This is a genomic window from Pseudomonas sp. LAM2023 (assembly GCF_016620375.1).
Classification (GTDB): domain Bacteria; phylum Pseudomonadota; class Gammaproteobacteria; order Pseudomonadales; family Pseudomonadaceae; genus Aquipseudomonas; species Aquipseudomonas anuradhapurensis.
Genome location: NZ_JAENHV010000009.1, coordinates 662,068 through 686,529, shown reverse-complemented (window position 1 = coordinate 686,529; position 24,462 = coordinate 662,068). Strand labels below are relative to the sequence as shown.

The 24,462-nt window shown below is 63.4% G+C and carries 21 protein-coding genes; 13 read left to right on the top strand and 8 right to left on the bottom strand.

What is annotated here, in order from left to right; translation table 11 throughout:
* Positions 1-3: 3 nt before the first annotated feature.
* Positions 4-651 (bottom strand): BON domain-containing protein, encoded by a 648-nt coding sequence (locus JKP78_RS03150; RefSeq protein ID WP_170029626.1) that lies wholly within the window; start codon positions 649-651, stop codon positions 4-6.
* Between the two features lie 200 nt (positions 652-851).
* On the opposite strand from JKP78_RS03150, the gene JKP78_RS03145 reads away from it, so the two are divergent.
* The 4 genes from JKP78_RS03145 to JKP78_RS03130 all read left to right on the top strand — a co-directional run bounded on the left by JKP78_RS03145 (position 852) and on the right by JKP78_RS03130 (position 6,040).
* The gene (locus JKP78_RS03145; RefSeq protein WP_170029627.1) at positions 852-1,103 is read left to right on the top strand and encodes a hypothetical protein; all 252 of its coding nucleotides are present in this window, start codon (positions 852-854) and stop codon (positions 1,101-1,103) included.
* Between the two features lie 5 nt (positions 1,104-1,108).
* A complete protein-coding gene (locus JKP78_RS03140) occupies positions 1,109-3,391 on the top strand; it encodes a heavy metal translocating P-type ATPase (RefSeq protein ID WP_200626045.1) in 2,283 nt (760 codons plus the stop codon).
* 111 nt (positions 3,392-3,502) lie between these two features.
* The gene (gene groL, locus JKP78_RS03135; protein ID WP_186674385.1) at positions 3,503-5,122 is read left to right on the top strand and encodes a chaperonin GroEL; all 1,620 of its coding nucleotides are present in this window, start codon (positions 3,503-3,505) and stop codon (positions 5,120-5,122) included.
* Positions 5,123-5,149: 27 nt separating this feature from the next.
* Positions 5,150-6,040, top strand: a complete 891-nt coding sequence (locus JKP78_RS03130) for a universal stress protein (RefSeq protein ID WP_170029630.1) — start codon at positions 5,150-5,152, stop codon at positions 6,038-6,040.
* A 14-nt stretch (positions 6,041-6,054) separates the two neighbouring features.
* Here JKP78_RS03130 and JKP78_RS03125 read toward each other — a convergent pair whose 3' ends face one another.
* Entirely contained in the window at positions 6,055-7,014 is a 960-nt protein-coding gene (locus JKP78_RS03125; protein WP_200626158.1) for a ribose-phosphate diphosphokinase, read from the bottom strand.
* 155 nt (positions 7,015-7,169) lie between these two features.
* On the opposite strand from JKP78_RS03125, the gene JKP78_RS03120 reads away from it, so the two are divergent.
* Positions 7,170-7,661, top strand: coding sequence for a BCAM0308 family protein (locus tag JKP78_RS03120; RefSeq protein ID WP_225931945.1), 492 nt, complete (start codon positions 7,170-7,172; stop codon positions 7,659-7,661).
* 52 nt (positions 7,662-7,713) lie between these two features.
* On the opposite strand, the gene JKP78_RS03115 is transcribed toward JKP78_RS03120, so the two are convergent.
* Entirely contained in the window at positions 7,714-8,703 is a 990-nt protein-coding gene (locus tag JKP78_RS03115; protein ID WP_200626044.1) for a universal stress protein, read from the bottom strand.
* 69 nt (positions 8,704-8,772) lie between these two features.
* On the opposite strand from JKP78_RS03115, the gene JKP78_RS03110 reads away from it, so the two are divergent.
* The gene (locus JKP78_RS03110; RefSeq protein WP_186684857.1) at positions 8,773-9,663 is read left to right on the top strand and encodes a universal stress protein; all 891 of its coding nucleotides are present in this window, start codon (positions 8,773-8,775) and stop codon (positions 9,661-9,663) included.
* Position 9,664: 1 nt separating this feature from the next.
* On the opposite strand, the gene JKP78_RS03105 is transcribed toward JKP78_RS03110, so the two are convergent.
* A complete protein-coding gene (locus JKP78_RS03105) occupies positions 9,665-10,237 on the bottom strand; it encodes a phosphoribosyltransferase family protein (protein ID WP_186684859.1) in 573 nt (190 codons plus the stop codon).
* Between the two features lie 234 nt (positions 10,238-10,471).
* Here JKP78_RS03105 and JKP78_RS03100 point away from each other — a divergent pair, with 234 nt between their 5' ends.
* The 3 genes from JKP78_RS03100 to JKP78_RS03090 are packed head-to-tail and all read left to right on the top strand — an operon-like array spanning position 10,472 to position 13,960.
* Positions 10,472-11,662: a cation:proton antiporter gene (locus tag JKP78_RS03100; protein WP_200626043.1), complete on the top strand. Its 1,191-nt coding sequence runs from the start codon at positions 10,472-10,474 to the stop codon at positions 11,660-11,662.
* A 55-nt stretch (positions 11,663-11,717) separates the two neighbouring features.
* Positions 11,718-13,049, top strand: coding sequence for a putrescine-ornithine antiporter (gene potE, locus JKP78_RS03095; RefSeq protein ID WP_200626042.1), 1,332 nt, complete (start codon positions 11,718-11,720; stop codon positions 13,047-13,049).
* Positions 13,046-13,960 carry a transporter substrate-binding domain-containing protein gene (locus JKP78_RS03090; protein ID WP_325166768.1) on the top strand — a complete coding sequence of 305 codons (915 nt, stop codon included), beginning with the start codon at positions 13,046-13,048 and terminating at the stop codon, positions 13,958-13,960. The genes potE and JKP78_RS03090 overlap by 4 nt, the downstream gene beginning before the upstream one ends.
* Here the strand turns inward: JKP78_RS03090 and JKP78_RS03085 are convergent.
* The 4 genes from JKP78_RS03085 to JKP78_RS03070 form a co-directional block, all read right to left on the bottom strand.
* Entirely contained in the window at positions 13,957-15,063 is a 1,107-nt protein-coding gene (locus tag JKP78_RS03085; protein WP_225931947.1) for a hypothetical protein, read from the bottom strand. The two genes, JKP78_RS03090 and JKP78_RS03085, sit on opposite strands and share 4 nt — an antisense overlap.
* Before the next feature lie 58 nt (positions 15,064-15,121).
* Positions 15,122-16,540, bottom strand: a complete 1,419-nt coding sequence (locus JKP78_RS03080) for a DUF2252 domain-containing protein (protein WP_186684864.1) — start codon at positions 16,538-16,540, stop codon at positions 15,122-15,124.
* A gap of 165 nt (positions 16,541-16,705) precedes the next feature.
* On the bottom strand, positions 16,706-17,959 hold the full coding sequence (locus JKP78_RS03075) for an arsenic transporter (protein ID WP_200626041.1): 1,254 nt from the start codon (positions 17,957-17,959) through the stop codon (positions 16,706-16,708).
* 7 nt (positions 17,960-17,966) lie between these two features.
* Positions 17,967-19,214 carry an MFS transporter gene (locus JKP78_RS03070; protein ID WP_200626040.1) on the bottom strand — a complete coding sequence of 416 codons (1,248 nt, stop codon included), beginning with the start codon at positions 19,212-19,214 and terminating at the stop codon, positions 17,967-17,969.
* Positions 19,215-19,596: 382 nt separating this feature from the next.
* Here JKP78_RS03070 and JKP78_RS03065 point away from each other — a divergent pair, with 382 nt between their 5' ends.
* The 4 genes from JKP78_RS03065 to dctM all read left to right on the top strand — a co-directional run bounded on the left by JKP78_RS03065 (position 19,597) and on the right by dctM (position 24,358).
* On the top strand, positions 19,597-21,225 hold the full coding sequence (locus JKP78_RS03065) for a mechanosensitive ion channel family protein (RefSeq protein WP_186685065.1): 1,629 nt from the start codon (positions 19,597-19,599) through the stop codon (positions 21,223-21,225).
* Between the two features lie 174 nt (positions 21,226-21,399).
* The gene (dctP, locus tag JKP78_RS03060; RefSeq protein ID WP_200626039.1) at positions 21,400-22,395 is read left to right on the top strand and encodes a C4-dicarboxylate TRAP substrate-binding protein DctP; all 996 of its coding nucleotides are present in this window, start codon (positions 21,400-21,402) and stop codon (positions 22,393-22,395) included.
* 53 nt (positions 22,396-22,448) lie between these two features.
* On the top strand, positions 22,449-23,081 hold the full coding sequence (locus JKP78_RS03055; RefSeq protein WP_186684867.1) for a TRAP transporter small permease: 633 nt from the start codon (positions 22,449-22,451) through the stop codon (positions 23,079-23,081).
* On the top strand, positions 23,078-24,358 hold the full coding sequence (gene dctM, locus JKP78_RS03050) for a C4-dicarboxylate TRAP transporter large permease protein DctM (protein WP_200626038.1): 1,281 nt from the start codon (positions 23,078-23,080) through the stop codon (positions 24,356-24,358). The genes JKP78_RS03055 and dctM overlap by 4 nt, the downstream gene beginning before the upstream one ends.
* Positions 24,359-24,462 lie beyond the last annotated feature (104 nt).

Genomic DNA, 24,462 nt, shown 5'->3' with positions numbered 1-24,462 from the left:
AGGCTAGGCGATCAGCAGATAGTCTTCGACCTTGCTCACACCAGGCACCGACCAGGCTGCGCGTTCGACTACCTCCCGCTCGCGCAGCAGGTGCACCTTGCCTTCCAGCCTGACTACGCCGCCGTTGACGCTGACGCGAATGCCTTCGGCCTGGATTTCCGCACTGCGTTTGAGCGCGTCTTCGATATGGCGTTTGATATCACCCACGTCAGCCCGGGCTTTGAGGGTGATGCGGTTGTGCACGCCGACCACGCCGGACAGCCGCCAGACCGCCTGTTCGAGCTCCTCCTTCTGGTATTGCCAGTCGAGTTGGCCTTCCAGGGTCACGGTACCTTTGTGCACGGTGACCTTGATGCCTTCCACATTGGCATCCGAACTCCAGGCGATGATTTTCAGGGCGCGACTGGCAATCGTGTCGTCCGCCGTACCTTCAAGCTTGTTCAGGCGTACCTCGATTTCCTCGGCCAGCCCACGCACGCCTTTGATGGCTTTGACGGTGCGCTCGGCACTGACTTTCTGGGCGTAGCTGTTGACATGGCCGGACAGCGTGACCACACCGTCCTGCACAGTCACACCGATGCTGGCGGCATTGATATCGGGTTTGAATTCCAGCTCTTCGAGCACCAGGTCTCGCAAGTCAAGGTCGTTCATGTTCGGCTCCGGTAGCAGGTCAAGAGGTGGGCCGGGTGGCCCTGAGTCTTTGTTTCTACCCTTGCGCCGAACGGCGTGATTGATAAAGGTCAAGACAGCCAGAACAACTTGCACGCGCCTTCGCAGGTTGACAAATGTCAGGCCACCGCAGGCCTCGCCACCGATACTTGGGGTATTCCGCCACGCGTGAGGGTATGGCCATGCAACGCTATCTGCTTGTGGGGTGGGCGAGCCTGCTGCTGGCCAGCGCCGCCTGTACCCCATGGCACGCTGAAGAGTACGACGCGCGCCTGGAGTCGGCAGAGGACAACGCTGCCACTGCCCGCTTGCGTGCCGACCAGGTGTGCTACCGCATCGACCTGGTCGAGCAGACGGCCAACGAAGCGCTGCGCAGGGCGACGCAGGCCCAGGAGCAGGTCCAGCAACTGCTGCAACAGGCCAGACGCAAGTAGCCGCCATGGCGCTACGATGGTTGAACCCCGGCCTGCTGCTGGCCTGTGTACTGGCATTGGCGGCCGGGGGGATGGCCTATGCGGTCCAACGGCCTGCGTGGGCCGCTGTGGCCTGGGCGGCGGGTGGCACCATCATGGCCTTGGTGCTGGCGGTGGAAATGGCCAGGCGCCTGGCGAAGGGCCAAGCCGGCATCGACCTGATTGCGTTACTGTCAATCGCCGCCGCTTTGGCGTTGGAGCAAATGCTGGTGGCTGCCGTGCTCGCACTGATGCTGGCCACTGGTCGTGCGCTGGAATCGTTCAGCCTGCAGCATGCAGAGCGTGAGTTGCGCGCACTGATCGATCGCGCGCCCCAGCATGCCTGGGTTCAGGAACAGGACGGCCTGCGTGAAGTTGCGGTGGATCAGGTGCAACCTGCGCAGACCGTGCTGGTGCGCCTGGGCGAAATAGTACCGGTGGATGGCCGGCTACAGAGCGCTCACGCAACGCTGGACGAGGCCGCATTGACCGGCGAATCGTTACCGGTAACGCGCCATGCCGGCGAGCGGGTTGCCAGTGGAGTGGTCAATGTCGGCGCGCCGCTATTGCTGCTGGCAACACATACCGCGGCGCACAGCACCTATGCCGGCATCGTGCGCCTGGCCGAGGCGGCACGCCAGTCGCGGGCACCGTTCGTGCGCCTGGCCGACCGTTACGCGTTGGCGTTCATTCCGCTGACGGTGCTGCTCGCGGCGTTCGCCTGGTGGGCCAGTGGCGACGTCCAGAGGGTGCTGGCCGTGCTGGTGGTCGCCACCCCATGCCCGCTGATCCTGGCTGTACCGATTGCCATTCTGTCGGGCATTTCGCGCGCGGCTCGGCGCAATATCCTCGTCCGTGACGGTGAGGTACTGGAAGCGCTTGCCGGGGTCCGCCAGGTGTTTCTCGACAAGACTGGCACTTTGACCAGCGGCCAAGCCCGCTTGCAGTCGATTGAGCTCAAGGGGGAGGGTATGCCGCTGCAGGTACTGCAATGGGCAGCTTCGTTGGCCCAGGCATCCACCCATCCGATTGCCCAGGCTGTCGTTCACGCTGCCCGCTCGCGCGACCTGGCGCTGACGGCGCCGGAACAGGTAGAGGAAAGCCCAGGCCAGGGGCTTGCCGGCCAGGTGCAGGGCAGGGCCGTGCGCCTGGGTACCCTGGCCTACGTGCAGGGCGCGGAAGACCATGATCGCTGGGTGCAGGCGCGCTTGCGGCAACTGGATTATCTGGCCAGCAGTGGCAGTTTCGTGGCGATAGATGGCGAGTTGAAAGCGATGTTGCGGCTGGCCGACGATGTACGCCAGGAGACCCCTCAGACCCTGCGCCTGCTGCGGTCGCGGGGGATCGACAAGATCGTCATGTTGACGGGCGATCGGGCGCAAACGGCCGAAACGATTGCCTTGAGGGCGGGTATTGATGAACTGCGTTCCGGCCTTTCGCCTGAAGACAAGACGCGTCTGGTGCGGGAAGGTTGCCGCGAAAGGCCGACACTGATGGTTGGCGATGGCATCAATGATGCACCGGCGCTTGCTGCGGCCGATGTCGGTGTAGCCATGGGGGCCGCGGGGGTGACTGCCTCGGCGCAGGCGGCCGGCGTGGTCCTGCTGGTCGACCGGCTGGGCCGCCTGGTCGAGGCACTGGACATTGCCCGCAATGCCGTGCATATCGCCCGGCAGGGTGTGTGGGTTGGCATGAGCTTGTCAATGCTGGCGATGCTCATTGCCGCAGCAGGCTACCTGCCAGCGGTGATGGGTGCCGTGCTGCAGGAAGGCATCGACCTGCTGATCATCCTCAATGCATTGCGCGCGCTCGGGCCCTGGGGCGGCGATGGCCGCAACGGGCTTGCCAGTGGTGACCTGGACCGCCTGCAGGACGAGCATCGGCAGCTGCAGAGCCTTTTGACAGACCTGAGCCAGATGGCTCGGGATTTTTCCAGCCGCCCTGTGCTTCAGGCGCGCACCGACCTGGCTGCGCTCATTGCCGCATTACATGACGTGCTGGAGCGGCATGAGCGGGATGACGAGCGTCGGTTATACCCACTGCTGAGCCGGTACATAGGCGGTGAGGATCCGCTTGCGGCGATGAGCCACACGCACCGGGAAATTTTCCGGTTGATCCATTTGTTGGCGCGCATGAGCGGGGATTTCGCACAGGCAGCAGCCACGCCAAGTGCCGAGGAGATCCAGCATCAGCTTATTCGCCTGGACACGTTGGTGAAGCTGCATTTTGAACAGGAGGACGCCTTGTACCGGCATCTGGACCGGCGCTGAAGCGCGTGATGACCCGGTGCGATTGATAAAAATCAAGCGCCAGGCGAAGGGGAAGGGGATGCTGGCAGCATCAGAGTGGTCCATCCCCTGGCCTGTACGGGAGTCGAAATCATGCCGCATAGCAAAATCCTCTTCCGATCGGCTGCGCGGGAAAAAATCCTCAGTGGCGCCACCCAGCTCGCCGATGCCGTGCGCGTCACCCTGGGTCCCAAGTCGAAATCGGTACTGATGCAAAACAGCTGGGGACGGCCGACGGTGTGCAATGACGGAGTGTCCATCGCCAAGCGGGTCGACCTGCAGGACCCCGAGGAAAACCTGGGGGCGCAGATGCTGCGCCAAGCGGCCGAGCGCACCGGAGAGGCGGTTGGCGATGGCACCAGCACCGCGACGGTACTTGCCCATGCAATCCTGGCCGATGGCGTGCGTAATGTGGTGGCCGGCGCCAGTGCCATCGACCTCAAGCGTGGCCTGGACAAAGGCCTTGCGCTGGTAATGGCGGCATTGCTGGCGCAGTCACGCGCGGTCAGTACGCTCAAGGAAAAGGCCCAGGTGGCCACGTTGTCGGCGCACAACGATCCCTTGATCGGGCAGCTGGTCGCCGATGCGCTGGAGAAGGTCGGGGTGGAAGGTGTAGTGAGCGTGGAGGAATCCAAGACCACCGAGACAGTGGTCGACATCATGGATGGCATGCGCTTCGACAGAGGTTATGTTTCGCCGTACTTTGTCACCGATACCGAGAAGATGCAGGTCGAGCTGACCGATGCCTGCGTGCTGCTGTGCGACCACAAGATTGGCGCATTGGCCGACCTGCTGCCACTGCTCGAGCAAGTGGCGAAGAGCGGCCAGCCGTTGGTGGTGATTGCCGAGGATATCGACGGCGAGGCGCTGACCACGTTGGTGGTCAACCAGATTCGCGGCGTGTTGCGCGCGGTAGCCGTAAAAGCACCAGGCTTTGGTGAACGGCGCAAGGAAATGCTCCAGGACATTGCCGTGCTCACTGGCGCCACCGTGGTATCGGCAGAGCTGGGCGTCAATCTCGAACATCTGCAACTGTCCCAGCTGGGTCAGGTTCACCGCGCCGTGGTGTTGAAGGACAGCACCGCGCTGATCGGCGGCAAGGGCACCCAGCAAGCGGTTGCTGCCCGCGTTTCGCAGATCCGTGCACAGATCGACGCGAGCAGCAGTGATTACGACCGGGAAAAACTGCAGGAACGCCTGGCCAGGCTTGCCGGCGGGGTTGCGGTGATTCGCGTTGGCGCGCCCTCCGAAGCCGAGATGAAGGCGCGCAAGGACGCCTTGGACGATGCCTTGTCTGCCACCCGTGCGGCGATCGCCGAAGGCATCGTGCCAGGCGCTGGCCTTGCCTTGCTCAAGGCGGTGCCAGCATTGCTTGCCGAAGAGGCGGGCAGCGAAGGCGATACGCGTACAGGCTTGCAGATTCTGCGGCGTGCATTGGAAGCGCCGGCGCGGATGATCGCCGAGAATTCCGCCGTGGATGCCGGCGTGGTGGTGGCTCGGATGCTCGCCGAAACGGGTAGCATCGGTTTCGATGCCGCAGCCAACGCTTATGTCGACCTGTACGAGGCGGGCATCATCGACCCCACCAAGGTAGTGCGCATCGCCCTGGAAAATGCGGTCTCGGTCGCCAGCATCCTGCTGCTGACCGAAGCCACCATGACCGATATCCCTGAAAAGAACCCCCCTTCCATGCAACCCCCGCTGCCTGAGTGACAGGCCAACCGACCGTTGGAGGCAATCATGAGCCACTATCAACGCCTGCTGCTGGTAATGCGCCCGCTGCTGCGCCAGTCTGGCGCCCTGGAGCAGGCGGCTGCGCTGGCCCGTTCAAGTTCTGCCAGCCTGCACATTGTCGCCCTGCTGGAGTCACTGGACAAACTCAGGCTGCTGGAAACGGGTGATCATCAAGCTGCCAGGCAGGCCTATCTGGCAACCCAACACGAACAACTGGAAAACCAGGTGAGTGCCTTGCGCGCCTCGGGCGTGCAGGTCACGACCGAGGTTGCCTGGAGCAGCGACGTGCAGGACGACATATTGGCGCATGTGCAGGAGATGCAGCCCGACCTGCTGCTCAAGCAGGTCGAGCATGAGCCGGTGCTCAAGCGCGCGTTCTTCACCCCGCTGGACTGGCAGTTGCTGCGCCACTGCCCGACCCCGGTCTACCTGCTGGGCGCCGCCAGGCCGGCATTGCCGCGCCAGGTCGTGGCCGCGGTGGATGTGGCCGATACCTCGGACGAAGGGCTGGCGCGCAACGACAGTATCGTCCGGCAAGCCAGTGCCCTGGCCTTGCAGACCGGGGCGCAACTGGATCTGCTGCATGCCTGTGACCTGTCGATGGCCTACATGGGTGACATGGGTTATTCCGCCTGGGCCATCGGCGATATCGCCGGCCCCTTGCGGCAGGCACTCGAGGACGATTTCAGGGCGCTGGCCGAGCGTTTCGGAGCACCGCCCGAACGCCGCCACTTCGTACTGGGTCGGCCGGTCGCGGTGCTGGGCGAATACGCCGAGTCACAAGCCGTGGACGTCATTGTCATGGGACGGCCGCTGGCCCGTGGGCTGGACCGCCTGTTCGGCAGCACCACCGAGCATGTGCTGTACCAGGTACCCTGCAACATCCTGGTGGTGTAGCGGCATGCGCCTGTTCATGCCGCTGGCCCGAGACCGCGGGCCAGGTGCGTGGCGACCAGGGCGCTGGTGTCGACGATAACCAGTGCCTGCCGACAATGCGCTGGCAGGCGAAAGGGCTCGATGCTGTCGCTGACCAGGATCCGCTCGAACATGCTGCTGTCGAACAACTGGGCTGCGGCGGTGAACAGGCCGTGGGTAGCGGCGGCCAGCAGACGGGTCGCGCCAGCCTGCCGGCAGGCCTGCGCAGCGTGCAGAAGGGTCTGGCCGGTGCTGATCATGTCATCGAAAATGACCACGGTGCTTGCGGTCACATCGCCTACCAGGTAGTCCCCGCTAAGGGCCTCGTGCTGGCGGTGCTTTTCCATCAGGGCGGTGCTGACCGGGCGGCCGAGCAATTGTGCCAGCGCCTGGCGAAAGTGCTCGGCGCGCTTGACGCCGCCGATGTCCGGCGACACTACCGTGACCGGCTGTTCTGCCAGCAGCGGGGCAATGCGCTGGGCAAACAATTGCACGCATGACAGGTTCCAGGCTGGGATGCGGTAGGCATTGTCGAACGCGCTGGGGTTATGCACGTCCAGCGCCAGCACCCGGTCGATGCCGCAGCTTTCCATCAGGCGGGCCACATGGCGGGTGATGGTGGAATCCTGGAATTCTACCTTGCGGTCCTTGCGGCCATAACACAGATAAGGCGTCAGCGCTGTCACCTGAATGGCACCGGCATCCTTGATTGCCGCGCAGAAAAACAGCAGCCGGCACAGCTTGTCGTGGGCGCTGTGGCGCGTATCACCATAGAGCGAATGAACCACGATGACGCTTCGGCCTGCGACCGCTTCGCTCGGCCAGCATTTGTGTTCACCGTCCTCGTAGTCCCGTTCTTCATGTGCCGACAACCTGCAGCCCAGACGCTGCGCCACGGCACTGCCGTAGCCCTCGCTACCTTGCAAGGCAAACAGTAAAGGCGGTATGTGGTTCATGTACTGTGCTCCGTCGTTCATGGCCGGCACCCCGAAAGCGTGGGTACCCCTTGATTTGACCATTATCAAGTCCTGTGTCGCCGGCCGGCAGACACTGGGCAGGTCAACGCATGCCAAGGGCTGCGATCCTCACAACCTGCAAAGTGAGCACGCCGATGGACAAGTATCAGAAAAGCCGCAAGGACAAATTGTTCAAGTCCCACCCTTTCGATCCTTATGCCACACCGCTTCGCCCGGGCGGTAGCGCGCGTTGCCCGCAATGTGGTGCCGCCTACCACGAGGGTGAATGGCACCTGCATGGGCCTGTTGGCCCCGGCCCGGTGGACGCGACGGTCTGCCCGGCCTGCCGCCGTATCGAGGACCGTGCCGCGGCCGGACAAGTGCGCATATCCGGGCGTTTCCTGGCAACCCATGAGCAAGAGATCCGCCAGCTGATACACCATGCGGAACAGCAAGAACGGCAGACGCATGTGCTTGAACGGCTGATCGCGGTCGATTGCAAGGATGACGAACTGCTGGCGACTACCACGGGTACGCACCTGGCCAACCGCATCGGCCATGACCTGGAAGCCGCCTATGACGGCACCTGCAGTTACCGTTACAGTGACAGCGAGGTGTATCTGAGCGTCGACTGGCATCGCGATTGAAACCTGCCGCCTGGTTGCCTGCGCAAGGATGCCGTGCACACCAGGCGGTGAATCAACCATGGATCGCCAGTAGGCTGGAGTGCACCTTGTACAGGCTTTGCTCGGTGGTGCTGCCGATGACCTTGGTCATGCCCTCATGGTAAACCGTCCCCATGACCACCACATCGAAGGCATGCTGGTTGGCGTATTCGCTGACAACATTGCGCGCGGGGCCTCGCACCAGATGCAGGTGATCCGGCTTGATACCGTAGTGGCTGGCGAACTTCGCCAGGCGTTCGCGCGCCCGACCGGTCATTTCCTCGACGCGGTCCTCGGTCCACGCCACTGGCGCGGCGGCATAGGCCAGGAAGCTGGGGCCAGGCTCATACGCCTGCAGCACATGCAATTGCGCCTTGCAGCGCTGCGCCAACACCTGTGCATGTTGCAGGATGCGCTCGTTGATCTTGGCCACCGCGTGGTCGTCCTCGACCAGATCCACTGCCGCCAGCACCCGGGCTGGCAGTGTGGTGTCTGCCTGGGCCACCAGGTGCAGCGGGATCGGGCAGCGGCGCAACAGTTGCCAGTCCAGGGGTGTAAGCAGGGCGCGGCTGACGAGGGTTTCGTGGCGGACATCCTTGATCAGCATCTCGACCCGATGCAGCTGGGCCAGCCGGATCAGATCCTTGAGCGGGTCTTCGTCATCCAGGGTTTCGGCATAGGCAGTCGTGCCTAGCTCGCCAAGCGCCTTGACCTGGTCGTTCAGCCAGGCCTTGCGGTGCTCGGCATCCTGCCTGCGGACATTGCCGCGCAACACGTGGTCCAGGGTGGCCAGGCGGGATGGCAGTTGGCTCAGCACCACCAGGTGCAAGGTAGCGCCTGTCGCCTTGGCCAACGCTTGGGCACGCGCCAAGGCAGGCGAGGGGTGCAGGTCTGGGTGGCAGATCAGTAACAGTCGCGACAGAGCGTTCATGAGGGCCTCCACAGCGATGGCCGCCACGATGACGGCACAGCGGTTCAAGGGTAGGGTGGCGCGATGGCGCTCGGGTGCCTTGATATTTATCAAGAATGGCCCAGCACCCGCGCCGACAATGGCAAGGGCGCACAACCTTGTTTCCGCGCCGGGAGGTGGCCGATGAACCGGTATCGCCGGATTCTGCTGATCATGACCGAAGTCCAGGCCAACGCCGCACTGTATCGCGCCATGGCCTTGGCGACGACCTCAGGCGCGTCCTTGCATGTGCTGGGCATTCATGAACCCAATGAGCTGCAGCTGCGTCACGCGTTGCAGGAATCGCCGCTGCCTTCGGCCGCTTTCGTGCACTTCAGTACCGGCTTGCAGGCACTGCTTGACGAGCAGCCAGCGCTGGGGCTGCAGCTGAGTTTCGAGGCCGTCGAAAGCCTCAGCCCGCGTGACCTGTTGCCTGCCTGCATCGCCCGCTATGCACCTGACCTGGTGATCAAGGCTTGCCCCGGCTGCTCGTTGCTCGACCAGATCGCCCGCAACTCGCTGGACCAGGTGCTGCTGCACGCGAGCGCGGCGCCGCTGCTGTTCGTCCCGGCGAACGCCCCGGCCGTGCCTGGCAACGTCCTGGTAGCGGTAGATGTTGCCAACCCTTCGCCGGAAAATGATGCACTCAACCATGCGCTGCTGGCGGCAGGCCAACAACTGGTGGCGCAGTGCAGGGGGCAGTTGCATCTGCTCTCTGCTTACGACCTGCCGATCGCCATGCTGGCCAATCCCGACCTCGCCGGCCCCTGGGCCGACGAGGTGCGCGACGCCCGCCAGCAGCCCTTCGACGCGTTGGCCGATGCCCATGGCATCGTGCACGCTCATCGGCATTTCAGCGAAGGCGCGCCGTTGCGCGTGATCAAGGCTCAAATTGTCGCTTTGAACATCGATGTGGTGGTGGTTGGCGTGGTGCAAGCCAAGCGTTGGGCGAAACTGATCGGTGATACCACCGAACGGCTGGTCAGCCAGGCACCCTGCAGCATCCTTACGGTCAGGCCCACGGCTGCCCGCTGAGTCAGGCGGTATCGCCTGCTCGACCGTGGCGCAGCACTTCCACGCAGAATTGCGCCTCGTAGGGCGGCACATGGCATTCGACGATATCCTGCGCCGCTAGCTGCAGGTGAATGCCGACGATATCGGCATGCACCGGCTGGCGGCAGACGTGCCGGTCGACAAGCACTGCGCTGAGTACCTGGCGCGCGCCCAGTTCGGCCAGGTAGGCGCAGGTGCGCAGCAGCGAGTACCCTTCATAGAGCACGTCATCGACAACCAGCAGGGTGGTACCGGCAAGGTCGAGGTTGCCGAGTTCCGGGTTGCCAGTGAGCTGCGTATGGGCGTGCAGGATGCTGAGGTCATCGGCATAGCGCTTGACCTTGACCGGATAGAGCGGCAACGGCGCTGCACCGGTCAGTTGCTGCAGGTGCAATTGCAGGCGCTGTGCCAAAGGCTCGCCGCGCCGTTGGATGCCCACCAGCGCCAGCCGGGACGCAGGCAAGCAGGCCAACGCCTGGTGGGCCATCGCGCGCAGCACTGTGTCCAGTTCTTCCTCGTCATACAGGCGAACTCTTGTAGGAGGCGTGCTGTTCATGGTCTGTGCCTTCACCGGACATGGGTCAGTGCACCTTACCCAGGCAGCGCAGGGCGGGCTTGATAAAAGTTAACTAATGGCCATTCCAGCCAGGGCGAAGTGCTCCGCCGGCAGTTGGCAGGTGTTGATCACCGGCAATATTGACCTAGGATAACTTCTGCCGTTTTTTCCATCGTCGCGCCGCAGATGCAGTGATAGCGTTCTTGCATAGGCTTTTGCTTTCGGGGCGTGGCCATGTATCAGAACCTGGCTGTTCTGGCCGCCTTGCTGGTGCTCTACGCCAGCCTGGCCGGCGCGCTTGAATCCAGACCCATCAACGGGCCTCTGCTGTTTTTGCTGGCGGGTCTGGCGGTCGGCCCCTCCGGGCTTGGGCTGCTGAACCTTGCGCTGGACCGCAACGATCTGCGCCTGCTGGCCGAACTCACCCTTGCCATCCTGCTGTTCAGTGATGCCGCCAAGGCCGACCTGGCGCAGCTGCGCCACTACCGCAGCCTGCCGCTGCGCTTGCTGACCATAGGCCTGCCGCTGACGCTGATCGCGGGATGGTTTGCCGCGTGGCTGATCTTTCCGCAAATGCCCTGGCTGGAAATGGCGCTGCTGGCAACGATACTGGCGCCAACCGATGCCGCCCTCGGCAAGGCCGTGGTCAGCAACCCGGAGGTTCCAGCCAATGTGCGCGAAAGCCTGAATGTCGAAAGCGGTTTGAATGACGGCATCTGTGTGCCGGTGCTGCTCTTGCTGCTGGCCCTGGTGACGGAAGCGCACTCGACGGTACCTTTTGCCCTGGCCGGTTACCTGTTCCTGGAGGAGTTGGGCGTCGGTGTCCTGACGGGCGTGGCGCTGGCCTTGCTGGTGGGCGGGCTGTTGCGCCTGTCGCAACGCCATTGCCTGCAGATCGAGGCGTGGCAACAGCTGGTGATGCCGGCGCTGGCGTTGCTGAGTTTCGCCTGCGCCCAGGCATTGGGCGGCAGTGGCTTCATCGCCGCATTCTGTGCCGGGCTGCTGACAGGTTGCCGGTTCAAGCAGGAAACCCAGCCGCTGCTCGCCACCGGCGAGTCTTGTGCTGAAGCGTTGTCACTGCTGACCTGGGTGGTGTTCGGTGCCTACGTGGCGCCCAAGGCATCGCAGATTCTGTCGCCCTCGGTATGGTTCTACGCCCTGTCAAGCCTGTCGCTGGTGCGCATGCTACCTGTCTGGATCAGCTTGAGCGGTAGCGCGCTCACCGCCGAGAGCCGTTTGTTCATCGGCTGGTTCGGGCCCCGCGGCCTTGCTTCCATCGTCTTTGCCGTGCTGGTGCTGGATGCGCAATTGCAAGAAGGCGCTACCATCATCGCTACTACCATCGCTTGCGTCATGCTCAGCGTGGTACTGCATGGGATGAGTGCGTTGCCAGGGGCTCGCCGGCTCGGGCGCAGCGCTGAATGATGGCGTGGTGCGCGATCGCCGGTTCTATCGATACGCTTGGCTGAAGGTGAGCAGCATGGATGATCCAGCAAAGAAAATGAGCCTGGTCGGGCTCACCACTCTGGTAACGGTGAACATGATGGGGTCGGGCATCATCATGCTGCCGGCAAGCATGGCCCAGATCGGAGCGGTGTCGCTGCTGTCCTGGCTGATCACCGCTGTGGGTTCGATGGCCATCGCCTACTGTTTTGCCCAATGCGGCATCTACTGTACGCGTTCTGGCGGGATGTCCGCCTACAGCGAGCAAGCGCACGGCAAGTCGGCCTTTTTCCTGTGTTCGTATCTGTATTTTCTTTCGTTGATGATCGGCAACGTGGCGATCGGCATCTCTGCGGTGGGCTACCTCACGCCGTTCTTCCCGTGGCTAGGCAGCGGTGCTGCGCCGCTGCTGGCGGGGGCGGTCATGCTGATCTGGTTCACTACCCTGGCCAACCTGGGCGGCGCCAAGATCACCGGTCGGCTCGGGGCGATCAGCGTGTGGGGGGTGATCGTGCCGGTTGCCGGGCTGAGCCTGATCGGCTGGCACTGGTTCAGCCCGGCCATCTTCGAGGAGGCATGGAACCCAGGGCAGATGCCAGTTGCCCAGGCCATTACCAGCAGCATCCCGCTGACGCTGTGGGCCTTTCTCGGCATGGAGTCGGCCGCGCAGAACTCCGATGCGGTGGAAAACCCCAAGCGCAATGTGCCCCTGGCTTGCCTGTTCGGCACCCTTGGCGCAGCCGTGGTGTACATCTTGTCGACCAGTGTCATTCAAGGGATCGTGCCCAACCCCGAGCTGGCCAATGCCAGCGCGCCCTTCGCCATGGTCTACGCGCGCATGTTCAACGACACTGTCGGCAGCGTGATCATGGGGCTGGCGGTGATCGCCTGCGTGGGGTCATTGCTTGGCTGGCAATTCACCCTGGCCGAAACCGCCAAGGTTACCGCCGGTGAGGGGCTGTTTCCCCGGCTCTTCACCCGCGTCACAGCGCGCGGCGTGCCGTTGGCGGGCTTGTTGACCTGTGCCGTGCTGCAAAGCCTGATCGCACTGTCGACGCTTTCGCCGAATGCTACTGCCCAGTTCAGCAAGCTGGTCAACCTGGCGGCAGTGACCAACATCATCCCCTACATCACCTCGCTCACCGGATTGCTGGTGATCATGTACAAGGCTCAGGTGCCGCTGAACATTTTTCGCCGTAACGCCATCATCATGGTGGTCGCCGTGTGCTACTGCTTCTACGCCCTGTATGCCTCGGGCCTGGAGGCAGTGTTTGGCGCCGCGCTGATCATGGCGCTGGGCTACCTGCTGTTCGGCTTCATTGCCAAGCGTTTCGTCAAGGTGCTGGACACGATCGGGGGTGCGTCGTGAAAAATCGTGCGAAAGTCGCCGGTTTGTGCCTGGCAAGCCTGTTGTTGTACGGGGCAGCGGCCAGCGAATTGGCAACTGCAGATGTCCTGGACCGGTTACGGCACAGCCAGGTGCTGACCCTGGGGTTCATGGACGGCCTTGCGCCGTTCTCGTCAGGTAGTGAGCAATCCCCGCAGGGATACGCCGTGGAACTGTGCATGGCGGTGGTCGAGCGGATCCGTCAGGCGCCTGGGCTTGCTGGCCTGCAGGTGCGCTGGCGCGCTTTGGCAGAGGCACAGGTGGTTCCAGCCTTGACTGATGGGCAGGTCGACCTGGTGTGTACGCCGATGGTGGAAACCGTTGGCCGACGTGCCGTGGCGGATTTTTCCATCCCGGTCTTTACCTCAGGCCTGGCTGTGCTGGTCAGGCGTGACGCACCGGCTACCTTGCTGGGGCCACTCAGTGGCAAGGCGCAGGACAGCGGCCCACGCTGGCGTGCAACCATCAACGCAGGGCTGAGCAAACACAGCTTTGCCGTATTGCGTGGCACATTGAGCAGCCGCTGGGCCCATGAACGGATACGCCAGCTTGGCTTGCAATCCACCCTTGAGGAGGTGTCGACCTACGAGGAAGGCGTGCAGCGGGTGGCCGAGCGCAAGGTCGACGCATTGCTGGGGGACCGGGTCGTTCTGCTGGCCTATCAGGCGCGCCAAGCCGAGCGTGAGCAGTTGTGGGTTCCGGAGCGGATGTTTGTCATGAGCCGGGTGGCGCTACCCATGGCACGCGGGGATGACGATTTCCGCCTATTGGTCGACAGCGCCTTGAGCAAGGCGCTGGCGGGGGCGCGGGGTGAGGAACTGTTCGTGCGCTACCTGGGCCCGTTGTCGGCCCAGGACCGCCTGTTGCAAAGCCTTTATCCTCTGCCGGATTAATTGGCCGGTACCGTGATGACCGGGACTTCCGGGGCCACGCCCGTTTCAGCCAGGGAAAGCAGCACCAGGATGAACAGGAATTCGGACTTGGACTTCATGTCGCGGTCGTCAATCCAGAACCAGTAGTCGCGATAGTGCACGGCGGCATAGGCATCGCCTGGCTGGTGCGCGCTGGAATGGATGCGCACCAGCGGGGCGTCCCACTCGCTGGTAACTGGCAGGGTGGGTGCAGGGTTGGCCCGCCCTTCTTGTACATGGATGGCGGGCGCCTCGATCGTGGCGGCGATTTCCGCAAAGATTTCCGACATCGACCGGGTCAGCAGCGCCACTTCGGTATCGCTCCTCTGCACGGAGCCGAAGGTCAGATGCAGGACTTCCTTGTCGGGCTGCAGGCGCAGGTACTCACGCACCAGTCGACGGTCGTCCTCGAGCTGTGCTGACGTGGTGTCGGCGATCAGGAACAATTCACTGTCATCGCCGCTGCGCTGGCTGATACGCATGCCGAGTTTTTCCGAGCGCTGGATGCGACGAAGCGCATCCAGCACGGCGTAGAAGCGGGGGTCTGCTGCACGCAATCGGGACGGCGAATTCGAACGGTTGTAGAGGCCGTTCGCGGCGCGTGTGGTCAGATGCAGTACGCGGTCCACCGGATAGCCCGCCTGGATCAGGGAAAATACCGCTGCTGGCGACAGCGGGGTAAGCAGATAGCGGGAAAACCGCTCGCCAGACAGCGGCGTGTAGCTGATGGTCGGGCGATCCGTGTAGACACCGGAGGCGCCGATTGCCTGGCTATTGCCGTCGGCAGGCAAACCGCTGAACCAGCTGGCGGACAGGTTCACCTGGCTCTGGATGGCGGTGGAGCTGATCACCGACGAAACCTCAAGATAGACCGGTGCATCGGCGTACCGCAGCTTGACGATATTGAGCAAGGTCTGTTCTTTCCAGGTGGTGGCTATGACCCCCGCATAGTCCGTTCGATCACGCTCGATGGTGGTGGGGCCCAGTGTCGAACAGGCGGCCACCAACAGGGTGGCGGCGACCAGCACGGCACGTTGACATCGACCTGAGTTTGCCCGCGATTCGGAAAAACGCTGCTGCTTCATCTGTCGCACCCGGGTAAATGCAAGCGGGTCATTCACCAGCGCTCAGGCTTGAGCGTGCCTAATCGTCTACCTCACGCAGCGCCTTGATCCGGCCTTTCCTTTCGGCGTCGACCAGCGCCCGGTAATCCTTCGCATTCTGCCCGGCATAGGCCAGGGCAAAGCTGCCAATGGCGGTATCGAAGGCGTCCGATTTGCCCAGATAGCCGCTGATCAACGCGGCGTCGCCGGATTTGGCGTGCGCCCGCGCCAAGGTCATCCCGCACACTTCGGCATACATCGCCATCTGCTCGAACGACGCACCTTCGACCGGCAGTGACATCTTCATGTCACGCAACTGCCTGACGAAGAACTGCCGGCCCTTGCTGCCTTCCGTCCAGCCCAGAAAGATGTCGCTGGCCGATTGCGACAGGCGCTGGCCGGTGACCACGCGCTGGCCCTGGTTGGCGAATTCGCTGGCGCCGGCGTAGGGCGCCAGCACCGACGGGCAGGCCTCCTTGAACTGCAGCAGTAACGGATTGTTTTCTGCCGAGAAAAACAGGCCGACAAAGCAGAACGTGCCTACACTGCCGATGCCGACGGCCTTCACGGCAATGTCTTCCAGGCGATAGCGGTCATACAGCACCCGGCGTTCCGGCAGCAGGGAGTTACGGTAGTCCTCGAGCGCCAGTTTTACGCGCTTGGCAAAATCGGCCTCACGCACATGGAACAGGATCGGCGGCTGGTCGACCAGACGCCGCCGGCCACCCACTTCATCGCTGATCTGCGGGTACAGGTAATCGCCGATGCGCGTCCGGGCTTTGGCCATCAACGCTTCGCGTGCCTTGCGGTACGCAGCATTGGGCGCCATGTCGATCAGCGTTTGCGCATCCAGGCGGTCGTACCATACGTCCAGCGGGCTCATCAGCGACAGCTCACGCATGCGTTTGCGGTAGGCACTGACACAGGCCATGGCCAACTGCCGGGCCTGCTTGCGCTCGAGTCGATTGTCCAGGGCCGCGACGGCAAAACTGACCGCCAACCGTTTGATGTCCCATTCCCAGGGCGCGGGCAGGGTTTCGTCAAAATCATTGATATCGAAGATCAGGTTGCGCTCAGGAGTAGCGAACAGACCAAAGTTCAGTAAATGGCAGTCGCCGCAGGCTTGCACGCGGATGCCGGTACTGGGGAGGCTGGCAAGGTCCCGCGCCATCAGGCCGGCCGAGCCACGCAGGAAGGTGAAGGGGCTGCGCAGCATGCGACCGTAACGGACAGGCACCAGTTCGGGATGCCGGTGACGGTTGGACTGTTCCAGCAACGCGACTGGGTCACGCTGCTTCGAGGAAGGTTTCCACGTTGCATGTGCCGCCCGTGGAACACTGTCGCGCAAGCGCTTGCCGGCCTCGAGCCGCTGCTTGCGCGATTGGAAGTTCCTGTCTTCCCGGAGGTCTTCAATCGCCTTGGGCTTGCGTTTGCTCGGACGTTTCTTGGGCTCAGACATATCGGCACCTTTGATGGGCAAAGGTCATGTGCAGAAGGTAGGCCTGAAGAACAACGGAACTCAGCTGTGCTAAGCCGGCAAATCCAGCGTGACGGATTCCTGGACAGGTATTCAAAGCGTAGCAGCAAACGGCGCCGTTCACGGGCGCCTTTGCCTACCCGTTGATCACACCCACAGCGCCAGCAGCGCCGCCACCAGGGCCGGGGGCATCACCAGCAGCCCCAGGCGCAGGAACTGCCAGGCACTGACATGCTCGCCTTCGCGACGGATCGCGACCAGCCACAGCAGCGTCGCCAGCGAGCCGGTAATCGACAGGTTCGGCCCCAGGTCGACACCGATCAGCAGCGCAGCCGTTGTCTGTTGCGGCAGTTGCACCAGTGAACCCATGGACCCGGCCATCAACCCGGTGGGCAGGTTGTTCATCAGGTTGCTGGCGAGGGCAACAGCCACGCCTGCCAGCCAGCTGGCCTGGCCCGGCGCTGCCTCTGCCAGCGTGGCCAGCGCCTGGGCCAGGCGCACGACCAGGCCGGTCTGGGCAACCGCTTCGACCAGTACGAACAAGCCCGCCACCAGCGGCAGCACCCCCCAGGCGACGTGACGCAGTACCGGCATCGGGCTGCGCCGCTGGCGCAGGTGGATCAGCGCCGTGATCGCGACGCCGGCAGCGAACGTCGGCAGGCCCAGCGCCATGTCCAGTGCCGAGGCCCCCAGCAGCAAGGCTGCGGTCAGTGCGATGCCCAGCGCACACAGGCGGGCGCCGGCCGATAGCGGCTGGGTGTGCACGCTCAGGGCCAGCGGCTGATTGATCTGCCGGCGCTGGGCCAGGCGCAGCATCAGGTAGGTCAGGGCGATGGCTGCCAGCGATGGCAGGGTGAACTGCCGGAGCCAGTCTGGCAGCGGTGGCATCTGGCTGCCGAATACCACCAGGTTGGCCGGGTTGGAGATCGGCAGCACGAAGCTGGCCGCGTTGGCAATGAATGCGCAAATGAACAGGTACGGTAAAGGCTCGGCTTTGGCCGCCTTGCACGCTGCATACACTGCCGGCGTGAGCACCACCGCCGTGGCATCGTTGGAGAGGAACACGGTGACCAGCGTACCGACCAGGAACACCAGGTCGAACAGCCGTTGCCCGGAGCCCTGCGCGTGCTGCACGGCGTAGCGCGCCAGCCAGTCGAACAGCCCCTCCTGGCGGGCCAGCTCGGCCAGCACCATCATGCCGACCAGGAACAGGTAGACGTCGCTGCCCTCGGCCACCGCGGCCAGGGCGCTGTGCGCTGTGATCAGGCCCAGGCCGACCAGCAGCAAGGCGCCGCCCATGGCCCAGACGTATTCAGGGATACGCCAGGGGCGCAAGATGACGCCAGCGGTGGCCAGGGCGGCTATGGCCCAGATGATCGATGCGTGTTCGCTGACTGGCATGGGCTGTTCAGTTTCCGGCAAGGGTAGGCAAGGAGGGGGATGGCGAAGCGTCGGGCTGGGTCTCGGGCAGGGCGACCAGCACCAGCACGAAGGCGGCGAGGGCAATCGCGGCCAAGGTCAGGAATGCCGCATCATAGCCAGCGGCCTGCAGCACCAGCCCGGCGATGCCCGGGCTGAGCGCGGCGCCCAGGCCGAATACCGCCGCCAGCGCACCGAGGCTGACATTGAAGCGCCCGGTGCCGTCGGTCAAGTCCTTGACCACGACAGGGAACAGCGCGCCGAAGATACCCGCGCCGACACCGTCGAGCAGCTGCACACCGACCAGCCAGAACGGGTTGTCGGACACCACGTACAAGGCCCCGCGCAGGGGCAGGATGAGAAAGCCGGCCAGCAGGAACGGCTTGCGCCCCCAGTGCTCGGCCTTGGCCCCCACCAGCAGCGCCATGGGTACCATCACCAGCTGCGCCGCGACGATGCAGGCGGAGGTGAGCGGGGTGGCCAGGCGCAGGTCGACCTGCGACAGCTTCTGGCTCACCAGGGGCAGCATCGCCGCATTGGCCAGGTGGAACAACGCGCAGCACACCGCGAAAACCAGCAGGGTGCGGTTGTGCAGCAGCAGCTTGAACCCGGCAGGGTGGTCATCACCGCTTGGGCCATGGGCCAGGCCGCGCGCCAGCTGGTGGTCGATCGCTGCGGCGGGCACGCGCGCGACGGCGACGATGCTGGCCACGGTCATGACCGCCATGAGGTAGAACACCACCACCGGGCCGAACAGGTAGGCCAGGCCGCCGGCCAGCAGTGCCGAGCAGGCATTGCCGGCGTGGTTGAAGGTTTCGTTGCGCCCGACCCGCTGGGTGAACGCCTTGGGGCCGGTGATACCCAGCGAGATCGCGGCTATCGCCGGGGCGAACACCGAGCCTGCCAGGGCACTGAGCGTCTGGGTCAAGGCCACCCAGGCGAACGACGAAATCAGCGGCAGCAACAGGCAACTGCCGGTTACCAGCAGGGCAGCGATCACCAGCACCGCGCGCTTGGCCGGGGTGTGGTCGATCAAGGCCCCGGCCGGCGTCTGCGCCAGCAGCGCGACGATGCCGGCCAGGCTCATCAGCAGGCCGATGTTGGCCGGCTGCCACTGGTGCACGGCGAGCAGGTAGATGGCCAGGTAAGGGCCGAGGCCGTCGCGTACGTCGGCAAGGAAGAAGTTCAGCCAGTCGAGGGCACGGTGATGGGAAGCGAGGGGCCTTGAATTTGCCAAGGAGGTCGTCTCGTGAAAGCCATGGGGGAGCGCGAGCGGTAGCCGCGTGTGCCGGATTCAGCCGATAGGCAGGGGCGCTTCGCAATGGGGTAACGAAGCGGGTGAGCGACGGATGGCCGAGGGCAGTGGAACAACGAGGAGAATGTCACGTTTCACGATAGAACTTGATGAAAATCCGATTTTCCGCGCTGGCGATCCTGCTGAGGGCCATGGCACATCGCCAATCCTGGCGTGGGCCAATCATACCGTGGGGGGCGTTGAAATGCAGTAGCCACGCTCAGGCGCAAGATTCGCACCCGTCAACACCTTTGCGGGACGCGGGCCGGCGGCCGCTGTGCTATCACTACCGGCATGCCTTTGGTCAGGGACCAGGAATTTCATGATGAAGCGCCTTTTCTGCCTGCTGTTGATCCTGTTGAGCGTGCGGCCCATGGTCGGCCATGGCGACCAGGCAACAGGCAGTGCCACCGATGGCATACCCGCCGAACCCGCCCAGTTGACCATCGCCAACCGCAGCATCTTCACCTTCCACGCCACCTTGCTTGGGGAAACGCCAGCTGCGCGGGTACAGCGGGCTACCGCGGTGATCGACGAAGCCTTGCGCGGCACGGATGAGCTCAAGGTCACTGTCGACCCCATCCTCAATAGCCATCTGGTGCTGTTGGGCGGGCGACGCGCCTTCATCATTGCTCCGCGTGACCTGGGCCCGGATGACGGCGATACCCGCGCAGCGGCCGAGCAGGCTGCCACGATGCTGCGCCAGGTGGTCGAGGAGACCGGTCAGGCGCGCAGCCTGCACTTCCTGTTGAAGGCGGCCGGCTATTCGACGCTGGCGACGCTGATCTACCTGGCCTTGTTGAAAGCGACCAACCTGGCACGGCGCAAACTGCAAGGCCTGTTGCCGCAGCTGATGCGCGAGCGTGCCCGGCAGATCCGCTTCGGGCAGATGCCGCTGTTCGACATGCAACTGGTCTACGGCTTGATCGAGCGCCTGCTGCGGCTGTTGCACTGGGCCGTGGTGTTGCTGCTGAGTTACCAGTGGTTGAGCTTCGTACTGTCGCAATTCCCCTACACCCGGCCATGGGGTGAAAGCCTCAACGTCTACCTGCTCGACCTGTTGCGTTACCTGCTGCAAGGCATCATGGACGCGATCCCGGGTATCGCCGTGGCGATCATGATCTTTTTCGTCGCCCGCGGGATCAGCGGCTTCAGTCGCCGCCTGCTACAGCGCATGGCCCGGCCGGGAAACCTCAAGTGGCTGACCGAAGAAACCCTGCAACCGACCACCCGCCTGACCTCGCTGGCCATCTGGCTGTTCGCTCTGGTCATGGCCTACCCGTACCTGCCGGGCTCCGGTACCGACGCCTTCAAGGGGCTGTCGGTGCTGCTCGGGCTGATGATCTCGCTCGGCGCTTCGAGCATAGTGGGGCAGGCGGCAGCGGGCCTGATCCTCACCTATTCCCGCACCTTGAAGGCCGGCGAGTATGTGCGGGTCGGTGACCACGAAGGCACGGTGAGCGAAGTCGGCATGTTCAACACCACCATCCGCACCGGCCTGGGCGAGGTGCTGACCTTGCCCAACTCGATGATCACCGGCTCTGTGACGCGCAACTTTTCACGTGTGGTGCAAGGGCAGGGGTACATCGTCGATACCGTGGTGACCATCGGTTATGACACGCCCTGGCGCCAGGTCGAAGCGATGCTGGTGGAAGCTGCCAGGCGTACCGACGGCGTACTGGAAAAACCCAGGCCGCAAGTGTTCCAGACCGGCCTGTCGGATTTCTACCCCGAATACCGCCTGGTAGCCCAGGCGGTGCCGAGTGAACCCAGGCCCCGGGCAGAACTGCTGAGCCTGCTGCACGCCAACATCCAGGATGTGTTCAACGAGTACGGGGTGCAGATCATGTCGCCGCACTACCTGGGCGACCCCGCGCATGAGAAATGGGTGCCGCCAGAGCGCTGGTATGCCGCGCCGGCACGGGCACCCGGTGGCGATCGGCAAGGGGAATAGTCGCTTGCCCGAAGACTATTGCGTGCCACCGAGGGTGGCCCGCGCCAGGCACGCAGCGGCGCTACTGACCCCAGCGGCTGCTGGGGCTTGAGGGCGATTGCGAGAACAACTGGCAAATGCCGCCTAGACTCTGAAGGTCACGTGGCCACAACAACAATAAAGAGGATTCATCGGATGTTCACTCCTGCGATCAAAGCTTTATTCTGCGCGTTTGCCTTGAGCGCCACTGGCCTGGCCCAGGCGGCTGAGCCGATTACCATCAAGTTCTCCCATGTTGTCGCCGAACACACGCCCAAGGGCCAGGGCGCGCTGTTGTTCAAGAAGCTGGTGGAAGAGCGCTTGCCCGGCGAAGTCAAGGTCGAGGTTTACCCCAACTCATCGTTGTTCGGTGATGGCAAGGAAATGGAGGCCTTGCTGCTCGGTGACGTACAGATTATTGCGCCGTCGCTGGCCAAGTTCGAGCAGTACACCAAACAGATCCAGTTGTTCGACTTGCCGTTCCTGTTCGACGACATCCATGCCGTCGACCGCTTCCAGATGAGCCCGGCCGGCCAAGGCTTGCTCAAGTCCATGGAAAGCAAAGGCATCACCGGCCTGGCCTATTGGCACAACGGCATGAAGCAATTGTCGGCCAACAAACCACTGCGCGAGCCGAAGGATGCCCGTGGCCTGAAATTCCGTGTACAGGCTTCGGCCGTGCTCGAGGAGCAATTCAAGGCCTTGCGGGCCAACCCGCGGAAAATGAGCTTTGCCGAGGTCTACCAAGGCCTGCAGACTGGTGTAGTGAATGGCGCGGAGAACCCGTACTCGAACATCTACAGCCAAAAAATGCATGAGGTGCAGAAGTACATCACCGAGTCCAACCACGGCGTGCTGGACTACATGCTGATCACCAACACCAAGTTCTGGAACGGCCTGCCAGCAGACGTGAAACCGGTACTGGAGAAGATCGTCGGCGAGGTCACCACCGAAGTGAACAAGCAAGCCGAGGCGCTCAACCAGGGCGACAAGCAGCGCATCATTGATGCCAAGACCACCGAGATCATCACCCTGACCCCGGAGCAACGCGAAGCGTGGCGTGATGCGATGAAACCTGTGTGGAAGAAGTTCGAAGGTGAGATCGGTGCTGACCTGATCAAGGCCGCCGAAGCCGCCAACACGCCTCAGTAAGGCAGTAGCCGGCCCTGCGCGAGTGGGGCCGGCTTCGCTCTGGAGATCGCGCCATGCACGCCCTCAGACGTATCTGGGAACATTTCGAGGAAGGTTTCATCGTCTTTCTCCTGGCCGCCATGACCCTGGTGACCTTCGTCTACGTGATCCTCAACAACCTCTACACCCTGTTCTACAGCGTGGCTGAGCATTGGCCAGGGGCAGCCGACCTGTTCAACGCCGTTGGCGACCAAGTGATGGACGCCGCCCAGGCCATGACCTGGAGCAATGCGCTGACCAAGGCTTTGTTTGCCTGGTTGATATTCTTCGGCCTGGCCTATGGCGTGCGCACCGCCGGCCATATTGGCGTCGATGCGCTGGTCAAGCGGGCCAGCAAGCCGGTACAACGCATTATCGGTGTAGTAGCCTGCGCCAGCTGCATGGTTTATGCCGGGCTGCTGAGCGTCGCCAGCTTCGAGTGGATCGAGACCTTGCTGACCGCCAGCATCGGCGCCGAAGACCTTGGTCATATTGGCATCATGCAGTGGCACATCGGCCTGATCGTGCCGCTGGGCTTCACCCTGGTATTCATCCGCTTCGGCGAAATCATGGTGCGCATCCTCATGGGCCGCCAGGTGGGGCTGGGCCTTGCGGATGAAGCCGCCGAGGCCATGAAGCTGACCGAGCACGAGGAAGATAAACCATGACCGTCCTGTTCTTGTTCACGGCCTTGTTCGTGCTGATGTTCATCGGCGTGCCGATCGCCATTTCCCTGGGGTTGGCGGGCTCACTGGCGATCATGTTGTTCAGCCAGGACTCGGTGCGCTCGCTGGCGATCAAACTGTTCGAAACCTCCGAGCACTACACCTTGCTGGCCATTCCGTTCTTCCTGCTGGCCGGAGCATTCATGACCACCGGTGGTGTAGCCCGCCGCCTGATCGACTTCGCCAACGCCTGCATCGGCCATGTGCGCGGTGGCCTGGCCATCGCGGCGGTGCTGGCCTGCGTCCTGTTCGCCGCGCTTTCCGGTTCCAGCCCGGCGACGGTCGCCGCCGTCGGTTCGATCGCCATCGCCGGTATGGTGCGCTCGGGTTATCCAACCGCTTTCGGCGCAGGCATCATCTGCAACGCAGGCACTCTGGGCATCCTGATTCCACCCTCGATCGTGATGGTGGTATACGCCGCCGCTACCGAGACTTCGGTCGGCAAGTTGTTCATGGCAGGGGTGGTGCCGGGGTTGATGCTCGGGCTGATCCTGATGATTGTCATCTACATCGTGGCGGTGAAACGCAACCTGCCGGCGTTGCCCCGGGCTACGTTCAGCGAGTGGCTGAGCGCGGCGCGCAATGCAATCTGGGGGCTGCTGCTGATCCTGATCATTCTCGGTGGCATCTACAGCGGAATGTTCACCCCAACCGAGGCGGCTGCGGTCGCGGCGGTGTATTCGGCCTTCATCGCGCTGTTCGTGTACCGCGACATGTCCTGGCGCGAAGCACCGAAGGTACTGCTGGAGTCCGCCCGGCTGAGCATCATGCTGATGTTCATCATCGCCAACGCCATGCTTTTCGCCCATGTGCTGACCACCGAACAATTACCGCAGCAGATTACCGCCTGGGTCATCGAGGCCGGGCTTACCCCCGTGACCTTCCTGCTGGTGGTCAACGTGGTGCTGCTGGTGGCTGGCGCGTTCATGGAGCCATCGGCGATCATCCTGATCCTGGCGCCGATCCTGTTCCCGATCGCCACGCGACTGGGCATCGATCCGGTGCACCTTGGCATCATCATGGTGATCAACCTGGAAATCGGCCTGATTACCCCCCCGGTTGGGCTCAACCTGTTCGTCACCTCTGCCGTGACCGGCATGCCACTGGTGGACACCGTGCGTGCAGCAATGCCCTGGTTGCTGATCCTGCTGTTGTTCCTGATCCTGGTGACTTACGTGCCTTGGATCGCGCTGGTGTTGCCTGAGATGTTGGGCATGTGAACCCACAGTGATAGCGGCTTTGTATTGCCGGAAGCCGTCATGGACGGGTGTCCGAACACGGTTGACCGAAACGCCATGGGCAGGATATGTGGTGGCCCGCCTGA

Bases quoted from the DNA above. Each gene is read 5' to 3' on its own strand.
- JKP78_RS03080 (WP_186684864.1), bottom strand. From the start codon at position 16,540: ATGTCTGAGCCCAAGAAACGTCCGAGCAAACGCAAGCCCAAGGCGATT.
- dctP (WP_200626039.1), top strand. From the start codon at position 21,400: ATGTTCACTCCTGCGATCAAAGCTTTATTCTGCGCGTTTGCCTTGAGC.
- potE (WP_200626042.1), top strand. From the start codon at position 11,718: ATGGATGATCCAGCAAAGAAAATGAGCCTGGTCGGGCTCACCACTCTG.
- JKP78_RS03100 (WP_200626043.1), top strand. From the start codon at position 10,472: ATGTATCAGAACCTGGCTGTTCTGGCCGCCTTGCTGGTGCTCTACGCC.
- groL (WP_186674385.1), top strand. From the start codon at position 3,503: ATGCCGCATAGCAAAATCCTCTTCCGATCGGCTGCGCGGGAAAAAATC.
- JKP78_RS03125 (WP_200626158.1), bottom strand. From the start codon at position 7,014: ATGAACCACATACCGCCTTTACTGTTTGCCTTGCAAGGTAGCGAGGGC.
- JKP78_RS03145 (WP_170029627.1), top strand. From the start codon at position 852: ATGCAACGCTATCTGCTTGTGGGGTGGGCGAGCCTGCTGCTGGCCAGC.
- JKP78_RS03105 (WP_186684859.1), bottom strand. From the start codon at position 10,237: ATGAACAGCACGCCTCCTACAAGAGTTCGCCTGTATGACGAGGAAGAA.
- JKP78_RS03085 (WP_225931947.1), bottom strand. From the start codon at position 15,063: ATGAAGCAGCAGCGTTTTTCCGAATCGCGGGCAAACTCAGGTCGATGT.
- dctM (WP_200626038.1), top strand. From the start codon at position 23,078: ATGACCGTCCTGTTCTTGTTCACGGCCTTGTTCGTGCTGATGTTCATC.
- JKP78_RS03120 (WP_225931945.1), top strand. From the start codon at position 7,170: ATGGACAAGTATCAGAAAAGCCGCAAGGACAAATTGTTCAAGTCCCAC.
- JKP78_RS03075 (WP_200626041.1), bottom strand. From the start codon at position 17,959: ATGCCAGTCAGCGAACACGCATCGATCATCTGGGCCATAGCCGCCCTG.
- JKP78_RS03140 (WP_200626045.1), top strand. From the start codon at position 1,109: ATGGCGCTACGATGGTTGAACCCCGGCCTGCTGCTGGCCTGTGTACTG.
- JKP78_RS03055 (WP_186684867.1), top strand. From the start codon at position 22,449: ATGCACGCCCTCAGACGTATCTGGGAACATTTCGAGGAAGGTTTCATC.
- JKP78_RS03065 (WP_186685065.1), top strand. From the start codon at position 19,597: ATGAAGCGCCTTTTCTGCCTGCTGTTGATCCTGTTGAGCGTGCGGCCC.
- JKP78_RS03150 (WP_170029626.1), bottom strand. From the start codon at position 651: ATGAACGACCTTGACTTGCGAGACCTGGTGCTCGAAGAGCTGGAATTC.
- JKP78_RS03110 (WP_186684857.1), top strand. From the start codon at position 8,773: ATGAACCGGTATCGCCGGATTCTGCTGATCATGACCGAAGTCCAGGCC.
- JKP78_RS03130 (WP_170029630.1), top strand. From the start codon at position 5,150: ATGAGCCACTATCAACGCCTGCTGCTGGTAATGCGCCCGCTGCTGCGC.